Raw genomic sequence first — 19517 nt, forward strand, 5'->3', positions numbered from 1 at the left:
GCCGCTCAGATCTCCCGTGAGATCACTTCTTTCATAATCTCACTCGTGCCGCCATAGATGCGCTGCACGCGCGCGTCTCGCCAAAGCCTCGCAATCGCGTATTCGTTCATGTAGCCCGCCCCGCCGTGCAGTTGGAGGCAGGCATCGACCATTTCCCATTGCATTTCGGTGTGCCACAGTTTGGCAGAGGATGCCTCGCCCGTAGTCAGCTCTCCGCGCAGGTGCCGCGAAATCGCCCAGTCGAGATGCGCCCAGCCGACTTGCAGCTTGGCTTGCAGATCAGCCAGCGTGAATTTGGTGTTCTGAAATTCGAACACGCTCTTGCCAAACGCCTTGCGATCCTTGGTGAAATTGACCGCTTCATCAAACGCGCGCTGCGCGCCGCCTTGCGCAGATACCGCGATGGAGAGGCGTTCTTGCGGCAGCTCTTCCATAAGGTGGATAAAGCCTGCGTTCTCCCCGCCCAGAATATTGGTTTTGGGCACGCGCACATCCTGAAAAAACAGCTCGGATGTATCAGCGGAATGCTGGCCGATCTTGTCGAGATTGCGCCCCTTTTCAAATCCGGGAGTGTCTGCATCAACAAGGATCAGCGAAGTGCCTTTCGCGCCTGCATTGGGATCGGTTTTTGCCACCACAATCACCACGTCGGCGTTCTGACCATTGGTGATATAGGTTTTCGACCCGTTGATGACGAGGTGATTGCCATCCTCTTTCGCGGTGGTCTTGATCCCCTGAAGGTCAGATCCCGCCCCCGGCTCTGTCATCGCAATCGCGGTGATCGTGTCGCCTGAAATCATACCGGGCAGATATTTCTCCTTCTGCTCCGGGCTGCCAAGGCGTTCGAAGTAATTGACCGTGATATCGTTTTGCAGCGTAAACCCAGCGGCCGTGCCCATGTATGATAGCTCTTCGGCAAGCACGCAGTTAAAGCCGAAATCGAGGCCCAGCCCGCCATTTTCCTCCGCAACCGTGGGGCAGAGCATCCCTGCTTCACCCAGAGCTTTCCATGCGGTGCGCGGGACAATGCCCTCCTCCTCGTGTTGGTCGAGGAACGGCTCCATATGTTCGCCCAGAACCTTGCGAACCGTGTCGCGGAACGCTTCGTGGTCTTCGTTATAGGCCGTGCGGTGGGCTGTATCGAGCATGCGGAGATCCCTCTTCCAGATAAGTTGTTTTCTGGGACCGAGTGGAGCGCATGTTTACGGGGACGTCAAGCGCGAAAGATGCAAGTGAGGGGGTGCGGTTTGCGGGCGGGCGGCTTGCGACCCAGTTGCCGACACTTCATGGACTCCTGGACGCCAAACACTCGTGGACGATCCTCTTGATCCGGACTTCGCGCGTCTTCGCCGTTTTCGCTAGGGCTATTCCCTCAAGCATTGAGCGACGCTTGGACGGCGGCAAGGCGTTGAAGCTTGCGCGAGCGCATTCGTTTTCTAGTGCGTCAGCAAGATCAGCTGCGACTACAAGAGCTGACGCTTCATCGAGAATGGTCCAGCTCCCGTCCTTCTCCGCATTACGGATCGCTTGTTCGCCCAATTGCGTCATGCGACCTGCCTCCCGAAGCGCAGCCACCCTACTCTTGTTGACACCTGACCAAGGACTCAAAGCTCGGCGAGGTGAGAGCCACGTCGCGGTTCGTTCGCTGTCGACTCGCTCACTCTTGGAATCAATCCAGCCAAAACACAGCGCCTCATCGCGCACATCGCCATATGGTACAAAATATTTTTGGGACTTCTTGAAGCTAACGATCCAGATGCCTGTCTCACGACCGGCGTTCTTTTCCAGCCAGGCCCTTAGATTGTCGATCTGCCGGATTTGGAGCGCGTTTTCTGGATCGTAGGTGTGTGCCATTGCAAATCGCTCAGAATGGTCAAAACCGGACGTGAGAGCTAGGCATCACCCCACAAATGCGCGTTCGATCACAAACTGCCCAGGCTTGTTGTTTGCGCCTTCTTCGAACCCGCGCTTCTCCAAGTCGGCTGCGTGATCTTTGATCATGGCCATCGAACCGCACAGCATCACCCGGTCTTCGTCAGGCACGAATTTCTGCGGGCCTTTGGATTGTTCGAACAGGCGGCCATCGTCGATCAGCGCCTGAATGCGGCCCTGTGTGCGGAAATCTTCGCGCGTTACGGTGGGCACATAGATGAAGCGTTCGCGGTCTTCATCTTCGAGCAGCGGATCGCCTTCGAGCTTCGTTTCCATCATCTCGCGGTACGCAAGATCGTTCACCTGGCGCACCGAATGCACCACGATGATTTCTTCAAACATGGCGTACACTTCGGGATCGCGCGCGAGACTAAGGAACGGAGCCAGACCCGTACCGGTGGACAGCATGAAGAGCCGCTTGCCCGGCAGCAGCGCATCGGTAACCAGAGTGCCTGTGGGTTTCTTGCCAAGATAAATCGGATCGCCAACCTTGATATGCTGAAGCCGCGAGGTCAGCGGGCCATCTTCCACTTTGATGGAGAGAAATTCCAGTTCCTCATCATAGCTGGGCGAGGCGACCGAATAGGCGCGCAGCAATGGCTTACCATTGTCCTGCGGCAGGCCAATCATCACAAATTCGCCAGAGCGGAAACGGAAGCTGGCAGGCCGGGTCATTTTCAGAGTGAAAAGCGTGTCGTTCCAATGGTGCACATGCGTCACTGTCTCAACGGAAAGCGCAGCGCTTTCGGTGAATTGGTCGCGATCGAGTACGGGCTGGTTCACTTGGGCTTACCTTTGGGTGTTATTTCTCAATTGGCAGCGCAAATGGACCCATGCGCGCCGCTCTTCAAGGTAGATTAGTGATATGGGGTGAAAGCGCGCCTTGCTCCGTTAGGGAGAGAGGGAGGATGCAAAGCGCGCTTTCACACGGTGCGTCAGTTCCAACCGGCTCGGTCAAAAATCTGCACCGCTTGGGTTTGGTTTTGGCCCAATGCCGACAGGTTGAGAGTGTCAGGGGTAAATTCGCCCAGCCCCTCGACGGCCGAATTGGCCTTTGTTCCCGTGGCAGCGGGGTATTCATTATTGCCATCAGCAAAATAGCTCTGAGCGCTTGGCGACGTGAGATATTCGAGGAAGCGGATGGCGTTTTCCCGGTTGGGCGCGGTTTTGACAAGGCCTGCGCCGCTGACATTCACATGCGTTCCGGTGGAACCTTGATTGGGGAAAATCACGCCGATCTGATCGAGCAATCCGGCTTTCTCCTCATCGCCTGCGAACCGGGCGAGGTAATATGTGTTGACCAGGGAAATGCCGCATTCCCCGCTTGCCACCGCTTCGATATTGGCAGTGTCATTGCCTTGCGGGTCGCGCTTGAAATTGGCGACCACGCCTTTGGCCCAGTCTTCTGCCGCATCCGCGCCCTGATGCGCGATCACGCTGGCGAGCAGCGAGATATTGTAGATGTTGGAGGAAGAACGCATGCAGATATCGCCTTTATAGGCAGGGTCCGCCAGATCAGCATAATCGGCAAGACCTTCGGGCACGCCTGCAGCTTTATTGTAAATGATCACGCGCGCGCGGGTGGAAAGGCCGAACCACAGCCCATCGGGGTGGCGCAGATATTCGGGCAGGCGCTCTTCAAGCACAGCGCTTTTGGCAGAGGCAAGCACGCCCGCTTCTTCCGCGCGCCACAAGCGGCCCGCATCAACCGTGACGAGCAGATCAGCCTGGCTGAATTCCCCCTCGCTCGCAATGCGCTCGATCAATGCGTCGGCATCGGCCTCGATCCGGTTCACTTTGATCCCGGTTTCGCGAGTGAAGTCTTCATAAAGCGCCAGATCGGTGTCGTAATGGCGCGAGGAATACAGGTTCACCTCGCCCGTGATCTCAGCCGCTTCGCCGGACTGGGCATCACCATCGGTTTCGCTTGGGGAACAGGCAGTGAGCGAAAGCGCGCAAAGGCCAGCGATGCCGGCAATGCGAGCGGTGAATGTCTTATGCATGGAACGTCCTTGTCTTCTTAGTTGCGAATGACTTGCATTATTATTTATCCCCGTGCAAGCTCTATTTGCGCTCAAATGCGCGCAGGCTGCCCGCATCAGGCACCAGCCGGTAACGCATCGCCGGATCAACATCCGCGCGGGTTTCAACCGTGATTTCCTGTTCCTGCTCATCCACCAGCACCACCCGTGTTGCCGCGCCCAGCGGATGACAATCGCGCACGTACAGCCCTTTTGCATCATCGGCCAAACGCACCGCATCGGCATAAATGAGCAGATCAAATTCATCGCTTTGTGGCACCGCGCCAGTCAGACAATCGCTTTCAAACGTGCCAAAATCGCATTCAACCCCCGCCCCTGCGCGCCAGCCGGTAACAATCTGCGCGCCGCCGAAAATTGCGCCGACTGCGGGCGTTGCGGGGTGTTCGTGCAATTGTGACGGCGTGCCGAACTGCACAATCCGCCCCTCCTCCATCACCGCGATGTGATCGGCCATGTCGAGCGCTTCGACAGGGTCATGCGTGACAAGCAGAACGGTTGTGCCGCTCGCTTTCAAAATGGTGCGGCAATCGCGGCGCAGGCGGCGGCGAAGGACAATATCGACGCTGGCAAAGGGTTCATCCATCAAGAGCACAGGCGGCTCGGGCGCCATAGCCCGCGCCAAGGCGGCGCGCTGCTGTTGCCCGCCGGAAAGCTGATGCGGATAGCGTTTGCCTAAGCCATCAAGCCCCACGCGCCCCAGCCATTCCTCCGCTTCACCGCGCCGCGCGCGCGGCAAGCCAAAACCGACATTGCCCGCCAAAGTCATGTGCGGAAACAGCGCGCCATCCTGAAACATCAGACCGACAGGGCGCTCTTCAGGTGGGGGCTGCGCGCTTCATCCGCCAGCACGTCTCCGTCCCACACAATCGCGCCTGTCTGCACGGGCAAAAGACCGGCCGCCAATCCCAGCAAGGTTGACTTCCCGCAGCCCGACGCGCCAAGCAGGCACGTAATCTCACCCGATGGCGCGGTAAGCTCAATATCCTCAAGCGCTGCTAGCGGGCCGTAAGCATGGGCAATATGGCGAAATTCAAGCGACATGATGGGCGGCGTATATGTCCTTTGGGGCATTGTTCTGAGCGGCGGGCGCGATAATGCGCCGCTTTAGGCAAGAGAGTATGGCCGGGGCAAGCCTTGCTGGCGAAACGCCGCAATCGCCCTTAGCCGCCGCTTCAACGCGCGCCCATGCAGCCCGGCCCCGCCTTGCAATAGATGGGTGGGCCATCAGCGCTGCGCTTATCGCTGCTCTGGCCGCTGTGCCGATTATCGCCATCTTGCTGGCTGTTCCGTTTGCTCTGCCAGGAGGCGAAAGCGCCGCAATCAGCCATCTGGCAAGCACCGTTTTGCCCCAATACATCGCCAACACCGCCGCTTTAATGGCGATTGCAGGGGGGATTGCGGTGGTGGTGGGCACGGGCTGTGCCTGGCTGGTGAGCGCGGCAGATTTTCCGGGGCGGCGCATATTGTCGTGGGCGCTGGTCCTGCCGCTGGCTGTGCCATCCTATATCGCGGCCTATCTCTATGCCGATCTGCTCGATTTTGCAGGCCCTGTGCAAAGCGGCCTGCGCGCGCTGACGGGCTGGGGCGTGGGGGATTATGATTTTCCGCAAATCCGCTCGCTTTGGGGCGGCGGAGTGATCCTTGGGCTGGTGCTGTATCCTTACGTCTACCTGCTCGCCCGCGCATCTTTTGCCGCGCAAAGCATCACCCAGTTTCAGGCCGCGCGCAGCCTTGGCGCAAAGCCTTTGGCGGCTTTTACCCGCATTGCCCTGCCCGGTGCGCGCCCGGCGATTGCGGGGGGATTGGCGCTGGTCTTGATGGAAGTGCTCGCCGATTTCGGGGTCGCGGATTACTTTGCGATCCCCACATTTTCCACCGGCATTTTCCGCAGCTGGCTGGCCATGGGCGACAAACAGGCGGCGATGGGATTGGCCGCGATCATGCTGGTGTTTGTGATCGCACTGGTCGCATTCGAGGCGATCACCCGGCGCGGACGCAGCGACAGCCGCGATGGACCAGGCGGCGCGCGGCCGGGTGCACTGGTGACGCTTTCACCAGTGGGCAAAGCGCTTGCATGCGCCGCCTGTCTGATCCCGGTGCTGCTGGGGTTTGCAGTGCCCGCTATCACGTTATCCGCCATGGCGATAACCGACCCCGCGATCGCCGCCGCGCGCGATCTGGGCGCTTATGCTCGCGGCAGCGCGTGGCTTGGCATAGCGAGCGCTTTGCTATGCTGCACAGCGGCATTGGTGCTGGTGTTTACCAAGACGCGTTCAGCGGGCATATTCGGGCGCAGCGCCATTAGGGTGGCGACTTTGGGATATGCCTTGCCCGGCGCGCTTCTGGCGGTGGGCTTGCTCGCGCCATTGGGAGCGTTCGACCAAAGCCTGACGCGCGCTTTGCGCGATGGCACATCCTACACAGGCGGACTGATTTTAACCGGCACCAGCCTTATTTTGATCTATGCTTTATCGGTCCGGTTTCTCACTGTCGCTTACAACGCGCTCGACAGCGGGATGGCGAAAATCCCGCCCAGCCTTGATGCTGCCGCGCGGTCTTTGGGCGCGCGCCCTGCCCGCGTGCTGGCGCGCATTTATGTGCCTTTGCTCAGCCCCAGCCTTGCCGCTGCCGGTGCGTTGGTGCTGATCGACACTTTGCGCGAATTGCCCGCAACGCTGATCCTGCGCCCGTTCAATCTGGAAACGCTCGCCACCCGCACTTACAGGCTGGCGAGCGATGAACGGCTGGTGGAGGCATCAGTGCCAGCGCTCATCCTTCTGGCGGCGGGATTGCTGCCTGTCCTGCTGCTTAACCGGACAAGTGGGCGCAGCAGCTAACCCGCAATACTGCCTCAAATTGGTCCAATCCAGCCAAGTGTCAGGCAAAATTGTCATCCATGCTTGTCCAATGCGCGTGGCTCGTCCAAAAGGCTGAACCTATGGCGCGTTTCCCTTTTTCAGCCATCGTCGGTCAGGACGAGATGAAGCAGGCTTTGCTAATCGCTGCGGTCGATCCGGGCATTGGCGGGGTCATGGTGTTTGGCGATCGCGGCACGGGCAAATCCACCGCTGCGCGCGCGCTCGCTGCATTGCTGCCGCCAATCACCGCGATCAAGGATTGCGTTTATGGCTGCTCGGCGGACGATCAGGCGCTCTATCCCGATGTGTGCGGCACTGGCCCTTTGCGCAAACGCGCGGTCCCTTTCATCGACATGCCACTGGGCGCGACCGAGGATAGGGTGATCGGCTCGCTCGATCTGGAACGCGCGCTGCGATCAGGCGAAAAGGGTTTTGAGCCGGGCCTTCTCGCCAAGGCGCATCGCGGGTTTTTATACATAGATGAGATTAACCTGCTCGAAGATCACCTGGTCGATCTGCTGCTGGATGTGGCGGCATCGGGCGAAAATGTGGTGGAGCGCGAAGGGCTTTCGGTGCGGCACCCGGCCAAATTCGTGTTGATCGGCAGCGGCAATCCTGAAGAAGGTGAATTGCGCCCGCAATTGCTTGACCGGTTCGGATTGTCGGTTGATGTGCGCACCCCGCCCGAGATTGAAACGCGCATCGCGATTATGAAACGCGTGGCCCGCAATGAAAGCGATCCGGCAGGCTTTGCAGACGAATGGGCCGGTGAAGATACAAAAATCCTCAAACAAATCGCGCGCGGAAAAACCAAACTTGCCAAGCTTGAACCGGGTGAGGACATTTTGCGCGATTGTGCAGAATTGTGCCTGGCCGTGGGCGCAGATGGCCTGCGCGGAGAGCTTACCCTGATGCGGGCAGCGCGCGCTTTTGCTGCGCTTTCGAACGCGAAATCGGTGCGGCGTGAGCATCTCATTGCGATTGCGCCGCTGGCCCTGCGCCACCGTTTGCGCCGCGATGTTCTGGATGAGACGGGATCAACGGTGCGCATCACTCGCGCGCTTGATGAACTGTTCGGATGACACAGCGCGGCGCATCGAACCTTGAGCTTGATGCGCCCTTGGGGGACGCGGCCCTCGATGCGCCCTTGGGGGACGCGGCCCGCGATGCGCGATTGGCAGCGCGGCTGTTTGTCAGCAGCCCTCACCTGTTTGGCGGTATGGTTCTGCGCGGCGCTGGCCCCGCGCGCGATGCCTTGCTCATCGCGCTGGGTGACGCGGTGCCGCGCCGCCGCTTGCCCGCTCATATTGATGATGCGCGCCTAATGGGCGGCGTCGATATCGCCGCCAGCCTTGCTGCGGGAAAACCGGTGCAGCAAACCGGATTGCTCGAAGAAGCTCATGCAGCAGGCGCCGCGCTGGTGCTGCCCATGGCCGAACGCTGCGAAAGCGCGCTCGCAGGCCGGCTGGCGCAGGCACTCGATGCAGGAACAGCCGCGTTGATCGCGCTCGATGACAGCGTGGATGACGAGGATGCCCCGCCCGATTGTTTGAGCCAAAGGCTGGCGTTTCACTGCGATCTGTCCGCCTCGCGCTGCCGGGAAGGGATTGCCCTGCCCTCGCCTTCCAAAACGCCTCTTTCTGCGGTGGCCCCGCTGGCACAGGATGATTTGCAAGCGCTCGCCGCCACTGCTGCTGCTTTGGGCGTGGCAGGCATCCGTCCGCTGATTTTCGCAGGGCATGCAGCGCGCGCGCATGCAGCCTTGGCCGGGCGCACAAAAGCAGGGGAGGCAGACCTTGCCGCTGCCGTCCGCCTGGTGCTGGCCCCGCGAGCGACGCAAATTCCGCAAGCAGACACGCCCCCGCCCGATCCATCACCCGAACCGCCCCCTCCCCCTGAACCGGGCGACCGAGAAGAAAGCAACGCTGATCCGGCCCATTCGGACACGCCGCCCGATGATATGCTGATCGAAGCCGCGCTTGCCGCGATCCCGGCTGATTTGTTGGCCCAATTGGCCAAAGGCAATGCGCCGCGCCGTTTGAGCGGCAGCGGGTCGGGGCAAAAGAAGAAATCGGGCCTGCGCGGAAAGCCATTGGGCGCGCGTCCGGGGATGCCGCGCGGCGGTGCGCGGCTTGCTCTGATCGACACTTTGCGCGCGGCGGTCCCGTGGCAGGAAGCGCGCCGGCGCGAGGGAGATCGCGGGGGCAGAGGCGAAGTTGAGGCAAACGCTTCCGCCATTCAGGTGCGCAAGGATGATTTGCGCATTCGCCGCTTTGAAGAGAAATCGGCGCGCGTCACCATCTTCGCTGTCGATGCCTCTGGCTCTGCCGCCGCCGCCCGGCTGGCTGAGGCGAAAGGCGCGGTTGAGCTGATGCTTGGCCAGGCTTACGTCACCCGGTCAGAGGTCGCGCTGGTCGCTTTTCGCGGGGAAAGCGCGGATGTCCTGCTGCCTCCCACCCGCTCGCTCACTCGCGCCCGGCGTGCTTTGGCCGAATTGCCCGGCGGCGGCGGAACACCGCTTGCCATGGGACTAAACGCCGCGCGCGAAGCAGCCGAGGCGGTGATCGCGCGCGGTCGCACGGCCAGCCTGATCGTGCTCACCGATGGCCGCGCCAATATCGCTGCTGATGGCACGCCGGGGCGCAAACAGGCGGGCGAAGATGCCGAGGCAGCTGCCAAAGCGATTGCGCGCGCCGGAATTGATGCGCTGGTTGTTGACATCGCGCCAAGGCCGGGACGCGAAGGGCCAGCCTTGGCCGAAGCGATGCAGGCCCGGTTCCTCGCTTTGCCCCGCGCCGATGCGAAAGCGCTGCACGCTGCGATTGATGCGTCAACCTCGGCACGAGAACGGGTGTGAGCCGCGCTTTATCCTGGAGCCGTGAGGGGCTGATCTGGCCGCACCGCGAGACAAGCGCTTTTATTGATGCAGGCGCCGCGCGCTGGCATGTGCAAAGCATGGGCGATCCCGCGCATCCGCCCGTATTGTTGCTGCATGGGACCGGCGCATCGGTGCATTCCTGGCGCGGAATTATGCCAATGCTGGCTGAAAATGCGCGCGTCATCGCGCCCGACCTGCCTCGCCATGGCTTTACATCCGGCCACGGCCCGCACGACATGTCATTACCCCGCATGGCAAGCGCGATTGCTGATCTTTTGGAAACGCTGGAGGTCAAACCCGCCGCGATTATCGGGCATTCGGCGGGCGCGGCGCTGGCGCTGCAATTGGCGCTCGATCACGGATACGCTGGCCCGGTGATCGGACTTAATTCAGCCCTGCGCCCCTTTCCCGGCCCCGCCGCGCAAGTTTTTCCCGCACTGGCCAAGCTATTGTTCGTCAACCCGCTGGTGCCTCGCATATTTTCGGGCGCTGCATCCTTGCCGGGCGAAGCGGACCGGTTCCTTGCCCGCGCAACCGGCTCTGTCATCGATGAGGCCGGGCTGAAATGCTACGGCGAATTGCTGCGCAATCCGCGCCACACCAAAGGCGCGCTTGCCATGATGGCCAACTGGGATCTGCCCACTTTGCGCACCCGGATGGCGGATATCGCCAACAGCGTAACGCTGATCCATTCCGACAAGGACAAAGCCATCCCGCTCGATTGGGCGCGCGAGGCGAATGAATATCTGCCGCATTCCGCCTTGCATGTGATCGAAGGTCTCGGCCACCTCGCACACGAAGAAGCCCCCGAGCAGGTGATGAGCCTGATTGAACCAGCTTTGCAGCCGCTGCGGCAATCGCAGCGTCAAACAGTGCCATGAATTTCGGTTGGATCGAGATTGTGCTGTTCTACGGCTTTGCGATTGGGTTTGCCGCATGGCAATATTGGAAAACCGACCGCGAATTGAAAGCGACCCGCGCGCGGCGGCTCGAAAAAGAAGAAGAAGCAAAGGCGCGCGAAGACGAGAGCGCGCCTGAATAATCAGCCTATTTGCGCGATCGCGGCATCCGGTAAGGCAGCATGGCCTGCACAACCGGATTGCTGAACCGGCGCATATCCAGGCTTTCCTGAACCGCGACGACCTCTTCGCCGTAGAGCTTTGATGCCAGTTCTGACCGGGCATAGAAAGGCGTGTCTTCCCAAGTCCGGCGCACCTGCGCGACGCCAATCTCTGAGCGAGTGCGCCGATCAATGCGCCACTTGCTTTTGGAAAGCGGCGCAATCGGCGGCAATTCCACCTCGCTTGGCACACCTTCGGCGTTAAAGCGCATGGCGCTGGCAAACAGCGATCCATCGGTGCGCTCACCTTCATAGCAGACAACCGCGCCGCGTTTCATATGCGCGCGCGACCAGTGCCAGATGCGAAAGCCATCCTCCAGCGGTTCAGCCCCGCGATTGTGATCGAAATACCCTTTGCCGCTCCACGAAAAACCGGGCTGTTTCATCTCTACTTCGATCCGCGCGCGCGGAGCCATGCAATGCCAGACATGGTGTTTGGCAGCATCGAGTGTGAAGGATGTGGGATTGAGCGCTTCGGGGATCACTCGCACGCGCCCGCACACGCGCCGTCCGCCGGGGATGAACAGCCGCTTGTCGCGCTCTTCAATGTCGATCACCAATTCATTGCCATCCCAGCGCATCGCGCTTGGCCCAATCTGCAAATTGGACGCATCGCGCGTGACGCTGGCAGAGGGCCGCTCGGTCATAACCCAGCGCTGGTTCGGGCCATACAGCGCGACATTCAGGCATGCATGATTGAGCGGATCGCCCCGTCCCGATTTCTTGTAATAGGGCGAAAAAACGCTGCCCAGAAAACCGATAATCGTCAGCCCGTATTGCCCGTCATCACTGATGGCATCGACATACCACCAGGTGTAGCCGCCGGGCGGAATTGCTTTGTCGAAGCGCGGTCCTGTTGAATGGTGTTCGCTGCCAGAATGCCGGATAAGGCGGCCATCGGGACGCCGGCGGATGGATGCGTCGCTCCGCCTGCGCAGTAAAGCCGTTTCATCCGCGTGCGCGGGCCCTGGCGTTGGAAAGAAGCGGCCCAGCCGTGCGACGCTCTGCCGTAAAGCGCTCCGCCCGTGGCTGGGAACAGGCTCTCCCAGTCCTGCGGTGTCGCCAGCGAATATTCCGCTTGATCCTCGAGTGTCAGGCCGCATCGTTGGAGCGTGTTCCTCATGGCTTTTGTGCATAGGTCTCTCTCCTGTTGGGTGTATTCGTGGCTGTCGCCATTGGCGGGTGCGTTGACGATGATCTGAAAGCGTTCCGCCCCATCCTCGCCCGCTTTGCGCGATCCGGCGGGCCGCCCTTCGCCATGCGCCGCGCTGCGATCCATCGCGCACAGATATGCGGTGGGCTCGCTGGGGGTTTGCCCGCTCGCAATCTCGCGAAATTCGCGGGCGTAATCGGGTGAGAAAAAGACGTTGTGATGCTGAAGCGGAAAGCCCGATGTCTTGCCGTATCCGTACCAGACCAGCGCGGACAAAGAGCGTTTCTTGGGCGGCAGAGCGGGGACAGCCTTTGCGGCCGCTTTGCCAAATCGGCCCGTGCCAAGCGCGGATGGATCAGCGTTGGCGATAACCATATCGGCGGCGATCTGTTCGCCATTGGCAAGCTCCACCCCGCACGCAGAGCCTCCTTTGCTGAGGATATGCGTGACGGCTTGCCCGGTTTTGATTGTCGCGCCTTTGCCCTCAGCCAGAGTGCGCAGCGCCCCGGCCAAAGCATGAATGCCGCCATCAATCACCCAGACCCCGCGCGCTTCTGTATGCGCGATCAGCATCAATGTGGCAGGCGAGCGGTAAGGCGATGATCCGCAATAGGTCGCATAACGGCCGAACAATTGCTGCAAACGCGGATCGGCAAAATGCTGGCCCAAGGCTTTCCAATAATTGTCAAACGGGCGCATCGCCATCATCGCATCAAGCCGCCACAGCCCGATGCGCCACATCATAGGGAACGGGGTGCTGGCCGCTTTGCCGCGCAGAAATGGCTCATCCAGCACATCGAAAATGCGCCGCGCCTCGTGGCGGAAATTGCGATAGCCTGCGGCTGCTTTTGCGCCTGCAAAATCGCCAATGGCTTCTTCTGAGCGGATGGGATCGGCAAACAGATCAAGCCGGTCTTTTGCCCCTCCGCTTCCCTCATGGGCCCACGCATGGCGCGCAATCACTTCGGCCTGACGCACGTCAAGATGATCGGACAGCCGCGCCCCGCATTCGCGAAAGATGCCGTCAAACACATCGCGCATGGTGAAAACGGTGGGACCGCCAGCGACTTTTGCGCCTGCGACATCAACCTCACGGGCTTTACCGCCGACCCATGTTTCTTTTTCGAAAACCGTCACATCAAAGCCGCGCGAGGCAAGCAATGCGGCGCTGGATAGCCCGCCAATCCCTGCTCCGATAATTGCGACTTTCTCGCTCACCGAATCTCTCCACAGTGCCGCGTGCGGCGACAATCTTATTGACCTTACTATCACAACTGTCCAATCATTTGGACATATTATGTGTAATTTCGGCTCAGCATGACGTCTCCCCGCCCGTTTAAGGTCCGCATGGTGGCCCGGCGCAATCGGCTGTTTGCCCATCCGCGCTTTCAATATTGGGCCGCACGCATTCCGGGGGTAAGCCGCATTGCAAGAGCGCGCGCAGGCGCGATGTTCGATGTGGTGGTGGGCTTTTCCTATTATCAGGTGCTGCGCGCCGTGGTGGATGCCGATCTGCTTGGCGTGCTGCGCGATGGCCCGCTGGATGCAAAGACAGTGGCGCAGCGTATTGATCTGAGCGAAGAGGCAGCGCTCACTTTGCTGCGCGCGGCCCGGTCCTTGATGCTTTCGCAGGAAGTGCTGCCCGATCAATGGATGCTGGGCGAACAGGGCGCGGTGCTTGATGCCGATCCGGGGACGCAGGCAATGGTGCGCCATCACCGGCTGCTATACGCCGATGGCGCAGACCCGCTCGCCATGTTGCGCGCCGATCGCGCGGAGCCCACGCAGTTGTCGCAGTTCTGGTCTTACGCAGGCGCACTGCGCGGATCGGCTCAGCGCGGGGAAGACACGCATGAATATTCGCAGCTGATGGCATCATCGCAGAAATTCGTGGCGGATCAGGTGCTCGCCTCGTTTTCCTTTCCGCGCACGGGCAAGCATCTGGACGTTGGCGGCGGGCATGGCGCGTTCATCACCCGCGTCGGCGCGGTGTATCCCGATCTGCAATTTGGCCTGTTTGATTTGCCGCAGGTTGTGGAAAACGGCGCGCGTGAAGCAGGCGCAGTGCTCGGCGAAGAGCGGATCACAGCGCATCCCGGCAATTTCTTCAGCGATCCCATTCCCACCGGGTATGACCTCGTCTCGCTCGTTCGCATTCTGCACGATCACGATGATGGCCCGGCGCAATCCATCCTCAACGCAATCCACAAAAGCCTGGCCCCCGGCGCGCGCCTGATGATCGCAGAGCCGATGGCACAGGTGCCCGGAGCAGAGGCTATGGGAGAGGCATTTTTCGGCTTTTATCTGTGGGCCATGGGCTCCGGCCGCCCTCGCAGCGCTGACGAGATTACGCGGATGCTCAAAACCGCCGGATTTGCGCGCATTCAGACCGTCGCAACCGCGCAACCGGTCATCGCCAGCATCATTGTCGCCGTAGCCTGACGGTAAATGTGTCCGTTTGGTTTGACACTTTAGATTGTGGGGCGTACTTAACACATTGAAAGGTGCCATTCAGCTTGCATGAGTCGCAACAAATGCGGCCCACCCGATGCAGAATGCGCCAAAAACAGGAGCGAATGCCCAGCATGGACACACTGGCCGTCATACTTGAGGAACCAAAGCGCCTGGCGCTGCGGACGCTCGAGCTTGCGCCGGTTGGCTCTGGTGATGTGGTGGTCGATATCCAGTGGAGCGGCGTAAGCTCGGGCACGGAACGGCTGCTTTGGACAGGCAATATGCCGCAATTTCCCGGCATGGGTTACCCGCTTGTCCCCGGATATGAGAGCATTGGCCGCGTGGTTGATGCAGGCGTGGATGTACGCGGCCGAATTGGTGATTGGGTGTTTGTGCCCGGCGCCAATTGCTACCAAGGCGCGCGCGGATTGTTCGGCGGCACAGCCAGCAAGGTCGTGATCCCCTCTGCCAAGGCGTTCCCCATCCCTGAAGACATTGGCGAAGCGGGCGTCTTGTGCGCTTTATCCGCCACCGCGTTGCACGCCATTGCTGGCGGCAGTCCGCCTGATCTGATTATCGGACACGGCGTTCTGGGGCGCTTGCTCGCCCGGCTGACCATCGCAATGGGCGCGCCTGCCCCTGTCGTGTGGGAGACGCAGGAACACCGCCGCTCTGGCGCGGAAGGTTATCACGTGATCGCGCCCGAAGATGACGCGCACCGCGATTACCGCGCGATTTACGACGCAAGCGGCGATGCGGCTATCTTGGACACTTTGATCGGCAGGCTTGATAAAGGCGGCGAAGTTACACTGGCAGGCTTTTACGCAGGCCGTGTGGATTTCGGCTTTGCCGCAGCCTTTATGAAAGAGGCGCGCCTGCGCATTGCCGCGGAATGGCAGCCCGCTGATCTCGCCGCCACGCGCGATCTGATCGAGGCGGGCTCGCTCAATCTGGGCGGCCTCATCACCACGCGCCGTCCGGCGAGCCAAGCGGATGAAGCCTATCCGCAGGCCTTTACCGATCCCGATTGCCTTAAAATGATACTCGATTGGAGCGATAACGCATGACCATGCTGGAATCCCAGGCAGAAGCACTGCGAGAAGAAGCCGCTCAGGAACCGGACCCCGTCCACACGGGCGAAGCGACCAGCGAAACGCAGGTTATCGCGATTTATGGCAAAGGCGGTTCGGGCAAAAGTTTTGCGCTGTCCAATCTCAGCTATATGATGGCGCAGCAGGGCAAGCGTGTTTTGCTAATCGGCTGCGATCCAAAATCGGACACGACCAGTCTGCTATTCGGCGGCAAATCATGCCCGACCATCATCGAAACGTCCTCCAAGAAGAAACTCGCAGGCGAAGAAGTTACCATCGAAGATGTGTGCTTCCAGCGTGACGGTGTGTTCGCGATGGAGCTTGGCGGGCCAGAAGTTGGCCGGGGCTGCGGCGGACGCGGGATTATTCACGGCTTTGAATTGCTTGAGAAATTGGGCTTTCACGAATGGGGCTTTGACTATGTCCTGCTCGATTTCCTCGGCGATGTGGTGTGCGGCGGGTTCGGCCTGCCGATTGCGCGCGACATGTGCCAAAAAGTGATCGTGGTCGGCTCGAACGATCTGCAATCGCTCTATGTCGCCAACAATGTGTGCCACGCGGTTGAATATTTCCGCAAAATGGGCGGCAATGTCGGCGTTGCCGGCATGATCGTGAACAAGGATGACGGCACAGGCGAAGCGCAGGCCTTTGCCGAAGCGGTCGATATTCCCGTCCTCACAGCAATTCCTGCGGATGAAGATATTCGCCGCAAATCAGCCAATTACCAGATTATCGGAAAGCCAGGCGGCGAATGGGCGAGTCTGTTTGAGACTTTAGCCGAAAACGTCGCATCGGCTCCGCCGCGCCAGCCCTCTCCCTTGGACCAGGATGGCCTGCTCGACCTGTTCAGCCCGGAAGAAACGGGCGGAAATGTTGAGCTGATCCCGGCCACCCAGGCCGATATGCGCGGCGGTATCTTTGAAGAAAAGCCATCACTCGAAGTGATCTACGACGAGGTTTGATGGCTGACGGTCCCGCCTCGAACGCGAAACGCGCCCCTGACACGCTGGACCTTGGTTCGGCCGAAGGCGGCTGCTCAAGCAAAGCGACCATGAAGGACGCGGCGCGCAAGGCGGGCAAGAGCGATATCCTCGATCAATATGCGGCTGATTATCCGGTCGATCCGGAACGCGGGCCGCATGATCAACCGCAAAGCATGTGCCCCGCCTTTGGCTCGCTTCGTGTGGGCCTGCGGATGAAGCGCACCGCGACTGTGCTTTCGGGCAGCGCGTGCTGCGTTTACGGCCTCACTTTCACCTCGCACTTTTACGGCGCGCGGCGCACGGTTGGCTATGTGCCGTTTTCATCTGAGACATTGGTCACAGGCAAGCTGTTTGAGGACATCAAGGAAGCGGTCGAAGATCTCGCCGATCCTGAGCTTTACGACACCATCGTGGTGACAAATCTGTGCGTTCCCACGGCCAGCGGTGTGCCTTTGCGCCTGCTGCCAGACCAGATCGACGGCGTGCGCATTATCGGCATTGATGTGCCTGGCTTTGGCATCCCAACCCATGCAGAGGCGAAAGACGTGCTCGCCGGCGCGATGCTGAAATATGCGCGTGAGGAAGTGGCCGCTGGACCTGTCGCCGCGCCGAAAGAGCGCTCGGACAAACCATCGATCACGCTGCTTGGCGAAATGTTTCCAGCAGACCCTGTGGTGATCGGGCAAATGCTCGAACCCCTTGGCCTGTCGGCTGGTCCGGTTGTCCCAACACGCGAATGGCGCGAATTGTATTCTGCGCTCGATTGCGCAGCGGTGGCCGCGATCCACCCATTCTACACCGCCAGCATTCGCGAATTTGAAACCGCTGGCCGCCCGATCATCGGCTCTGCGCCCGTCGGCGCGGATGGCACGGCTGCGTGGCTGCAATCGGTTGGCGACACGCTTGGCATTGCTCAAGGTAAAGTCGACAGCGTCAAAAACGCGATGATCGGCGCCTGCAAAGGCGCTTTGGCGCAGATGCCGATCAAAGGCCGGATCACCGTTTCGGGCTATGAAGGCTCTGAATTGCTGGTCGCGCGGCTCTTGATCGAAAGCGGCGCAGATGTGCCCTATGTCGGTAGCGCGTGCCCGCAAACGAAGTGGTCTGCCGCTGACCGCGAATGGCTTGAAGCGCGCGGCACCCATGTCAATTTCCGCGCCAGCCTCGAAGACGATATTGCCGCAGTGGATGAATTCAAACCCGATCTGGCGGTCGGCACCACCCCGGTGGTGCAGCACGCGAAGGCGAAAGCCATTCCTTCGCTTTACTTCACCAATTTAATCTCGGCGCGCCCCCTTATGGGTCCGGCAGGCGCCGGGAGCCTCGCGCAGGTCGTGAATGCGGCCATATCGAATAAGGATCGGTTCGATAAAATGCGCGACTTTTTCAAAGGCGTCGGCACCGATCACGCAGCCGGCGTTTGGGAAGATGTGCCGGTGGACCGGCCCAAATTCCGCAAGAAATACGCAGCATTGAACGAAGCGGCGCGCAAAGCGTCCGAGGCGGTGGGCACATGACCCTTGTCCTCGATCATGATCGCGCTGGCGGATATTGGGGCGCAACTTACGTCTTTACAGCTGTCAAAGGCTTGCAGGTCATCATTGATGGCCCGGTCGGCTGCGAAAACCTGCCAGTCACATCCGTGCTGCACTACACCGATGCCCTTCCCCCACACGAATTGCCAATTGTGGTCACAGGCCTGGGCGAGGAAGAGCTGGGCAAAACCGGCACCGAAGGCGCAATGAAGCGCGCGTGGAAAGCGCTCGATACAGAATTGCCTGCCGTAGTGGTCACCGGCTCCATTGCCGAAATGATTGGCGGCGGCGTGACGCCCGAAGGCACGAATATCAAGCGCTTCCTGCCGCGCACCATTGATGAAGATCAGTGGGAAAGCGCCGACCGTGCGCTAACATGGCTATGGACCGAGTTTGGCCCCAAAAAAGCGGTTAAGCCCAAGCCTCGCAAAGAGGGTGAAAAGCCGCGCGTCAACATTATTGGCCCGTCTTATGGCATGTTCAATATGCCATCGGATCTGGCGGAAATCCGCCGTCTGGTCGAGGGGATTGGCGCTGAAATTGGCATGGTCTTCCCATTGGGCAGCCATCTTGCCGATATCCGCCAGCTTGGCACGGCGGATGCCAATGTCTGCATGTACCGCGAATTTGGCCGGAACCTGTGCGAGACGTTGGAGCGGCCCTATTTCCAGGCCCCTATCGGCCTCACGTCCACCACCAAATTCCTGCGCGCTCTGGGCGAAGAACTCGGCCTTGATCCGGAACCCTTTATCGAGCGTGAAAAGCACACCACGATCAAACCTTTGTGGGATTTGTGGCGTTCTGTGACGCAGGATTTCTTCGGCACGGCCAGCTTCGGCATTGTCGCAAATGAAACCTATGCGCGCGGCATTCGCATGTTTCTCGAAGGCGATATGGGCCTGCCCTGCAGTTTCGATTTTGCAAGGGTAGCCGGGGTTAAAACTGCCAATGACGACGTGCGCGCCGCAATCCATGCGAACCCGCCATTGGTGGTCTTTGGCAGCTATAACGAACGCATGTATATGGCCGAGGCTGCCAGCGCATCAGGCGGGCAAGGGTTTGGACCTCAAGGCCAATTTATCCCTGCAAGCTTCCCCGGCGCTGCGATCCGCCGCCACACTGGCACACCGTTTATGGGATATGCCGGCGCAACCTATCTGGTGCAGGAAGTGTGCAATGCGCTGTTTGATGCATTGTTCCATATCCTGCCGCTCGGCACCGAAATGGACCGCGCACAGGCCACGCCAGCGCGCATCGAACAAGAAGTATCCTGGACTAGAGACGCGAAAGCACAGCTTGACGCATTAGTCGAAGCTCAGCCCGTTCTGGTGCGGATTTCTGCGGCCAAACGCATGCGCGATGCCGCTGAAACCGCAGCCCGAGGGCGCGGCAAAACCGAAGTGACACTGGACTGCCTCGCCGCTTTTGCAAAAGCGCCGCAATTGGAAGGAGAAAGCGCATGATCGCTGCC

18 protein-coding genes are annotated in these 19517 nt (G+C 60.3%); 10 read left to right on the forward strand and 8 right to left on the reverse strand.

Going from position 1 to position 19517, the window contains the following annotated elements:
* Nucleotides 1–5: 5 nt before the first annotated feature.
* From AC0V6L_RS02085 to AC0V6L_RS02110, 6 genes are all read right to left on the reverse strand, one after another.
* Entirely contained in the window at nucleotides 6–1148 is a 1143-nt protein-coding gene (locus AC0V6L_RS02085) for an acyl-CoA dehydrogenase family protein (RefSeq protein ID WP_486152684.1), read from the reverse strand.
* 136 nt (nucleotides 1149–1284) lie between these two features.
* Nucleotides 1285–1854 carry a YdeI/OmpD-associated family protein gene (locus AC0V6L_RS02090; RefSeq protein WP_486152686.1) on the reverse strand — a complete coding sequence of 190 codons (570 nt, stop codon included), beginning with the start codon at nucleotides 1852–1854 and terminating at the stop codon, nucleotides 1285–1287.
* Nucleotides 1855–1899: 45 nt separating this feature from the next.
* Nucleotides 1900–2715, reverse strand: a complete 816-nt coding sequence (locus tag AC0V6L_RS02095) for a ferredoxin--NADP reductase (protein WP_486152688.1) — start codon at nucleotides 2713–2715, stop codon at nucleotides 1900–1902.
* Between the two features lie 152 nt (nucleotides 2716–2867).
* Nucleotides 2868–3935: a Fe(3+) ABC transporter substrate-binding protein gene (locus AC0V6L_RS02100; RefSeq protein ID WP_486152690.1), complete on the reverse strand. Its 1068-nt coding sequence runs from the start codon at nucleotides 3933–3935 to the stop codon at nucleotides 2868–2870.
* A 61-nt stretch (nucleotides 3936–3996) separates the two neighbouring features.
* Nucleotides 3997–4770 carry an ABC transporter ATP-binding protein gene (locus AC0V6L_RS02105; RefSeq protein ID WP_486152692.1) on the reverse strand — a complete coding sequence of 258 codons (774 nt, stop codon included), beginning with the start codon at nucleotides 4768–4770 and terminating at the stop codon, nucleotides 3997–3999.
* Nucleotides 4770–5015 (reverse strand): ATP-binding cassette domain-containing protein, encoded by a 246-nt coding sequence (locus AC0V6L_RS02110; RefSeq protein WP_486152694.1) that lies wholly within the window; start codon nucleotides 5013–5015, stop codon nucleotides 4770–4772. The genes AC0V6L_RS02105 and AC0V6L_RS02110 overlap by 1 nt, the downstream gene beginning before the upstream one ends.
* A 77-nt stretch (nucleotides 5016–5092) precedes the next feature.
* Between AC0V6L_RS02110 and AC0V6L_RS02115 the strand changes: the two genes are divergently transcribed.
* The 5 genes from AC0V6L_RS02115 (at nucleotide 5093) to AC0V6L_RS02135 (ending at nucleotide 10752) form a co-directional block, all read left to right on the forward strand.
* Complete coding sequence (locus tag AC0V6L_RS02115) at nucleotides 5093–6811, forward strand: ABC transporter permease (RefSeq protein WP_486152696.1); 1719 nt, start codon at nucleotides 5093–5095, stop codon at nucleotides 6809–6811.
* 101 nt (nucleotides 6812–6912) lie between these two features.
* Complete coding sequence (locus AC0V6L_RS02120) at nucleotides 6913–7914, forward strand: magnesium chelatase ATPase subunit I (RefSeq protein ID WP_486147684.1); 1002 nt, start codon at nucleotides 6913–6915, stop codon at nucleotides 7912–7914.
* On the forward strand, nucleotides 7911–9689 hold the full coding sequence (locus AC0V6L_RS02125; protein ID WP_486152697.1) for a magnesium chelatase subunit D: 1779 nt from the start codon (nucleotides 7911–7913) through the stop codon (nucleotides 9687–9689). The genes AC0V6L_RS02120 and AC0V6L_RS02125 overlap by 4 nt, the downstream gene beginning before the upstream one ends.
* On the forward strand, nucleotides 9686–10591 hold the full coding sequence (gene bchO, locus AC0V6L_RS02130; RefSeq protein WP_486152699.1) for an alpha/beta fold hydrolase BchO: 906 nt from the start codon (nucleotides 9686–9688) through the stop codon (nucleotides 10589–10591). Before AC0V6L_RS02125 ends, bchO begins: the two co-directional genes overlap by 4 nt.
* Nucleotides 10588–10752, forward strand: coding sequence for a hypothetical protein (locus tag AC0V6L_RS02135; RefSeq protein ID WP_486152701.1), 165 nt, complete (start codon nucleotides 10588–10590; stop codon nucleotides 10750–10752). Before bchO ends, AC0V6L_RS02135 begins: the two co-directional genes overlap by 4 nt.
* A 5-nt stretch (nucleotides 10753–10757) precedes the next feature.
* Here the strand turns inward: AC0V6L_RS02135 and AC0V6L_RS02140 are convergent, their stop codons facing one another.
* Both AC0V6L_RS02140 and crtD read right to left on the reverse strand, forming a co-directional pair.
* The gene (locus tag AC0V6L_RS02140; RefSeq protein WP_486147692.1) at nucleotides 10758–11477 is read right to left on the reverse strand and encodes a hydroxyneurosporene dehydrogenase; all 720 of its coding nucleotides are present in this window, start codon (nucleotides 11475–11477) and stop codon (nucleotides 10758–10760) included.
* Between the two features lie 119 nt (nucleotides 11478–11596).
* The gene (gene crtD / locus AC0V6L_RS02145) at nucleotides 11597–13201 is read right to left on the reverse strand and encodes a 1-hydroxycarotenoid 3,4-desaturase CrtD (RefSeq protein ID WP_486152703.1); all 1605 of its coding nucleotides are present in this window, start codon (nucleotides 13199–13201) and stop codon (nucleotides 11597–11599) included.
* Between the two features lie 99 nt (nucleotides 13202–13300).
* On the opposite strand from crtD, the gene AC0V6L_RS02150 reads away from it, so the two are divergent.
* From AC0V6L_RS02150 to bchZ, 5 genes are all read left to right on the forward strand, one after another.
* Nucleotides 13301–14425, forward strand: a complete 1125-nt coding sequence (locus AC0V6L_RS02150) for a methyltransferase (protein WP_486152705.1) — start codon at nucleotides 13301–13303, stop codon at nucleotides 14423–14425.
* Between the two features lie 143 nt (nucleotides 14426–14568).
* The gene (bchC, locus tag AC0V6L_RS02155) at nucleotides 14569–15504 is read left to right on the forward strand and encodes a chlorophyll synthesis pathway protein BchC (RefSeq protein WP_486152707.1); all 936 of its coding nucleotides are present in this window, start codon (nucleotides 14569–14571) and stop codon (nucleotides 15502–15504) included.
* Nucleotides 15501–16490: a chlorophyllide a reductase iron protein subunit X gene (locus tag AC0V6L_RS02160; protein ID WP_486147700.1), complete on the forward strand. Its 990-nt coding sequence runs from the start codon at nucleotides 15501–15503 to the stop codon at nucleotides 16488–16490. The genes bchC and AC0V6L_RS02160 overlap by 4 nt, the downstream gene beginning before the upstream one ends.
* On the forward strand, nucleotides 16490–18028 hold the full coding sequence (gene bchY / locus AC0V6L_RS02165; protein WP_486152709.1) for a chlorophyllide a reductase subunit Y: 1539 nt from the start codon (nucleotides 16490–16492) through the stop codon (nucleotides 18026–18028). The genes AC0V6L_RS02160 and bchY overlap by 1 nt, the downstream gene beginning before the upstream one ends.
* Nucleotides 18025–19509: a chlorophyllide a reductase subunit Z gene (gene bchZ / locus AC0V6L_RS02170; protein WP_486152711.1), complete on the forward strand. Its 1485-nt coding sequence runs from the start codon at nucleotides 18025–18027 to the stop codon at nucleotides 19507–19509. The genes bchY and bchZ overlap by 4 nt, the downstream gene beginning before the upstream one ends.
* Nucleotides 19510–19517: the final 8 nt, after the last annotated feature.

Source organism: Erythrobacter sp. JB1-15 (assembly GCF_057365035.1).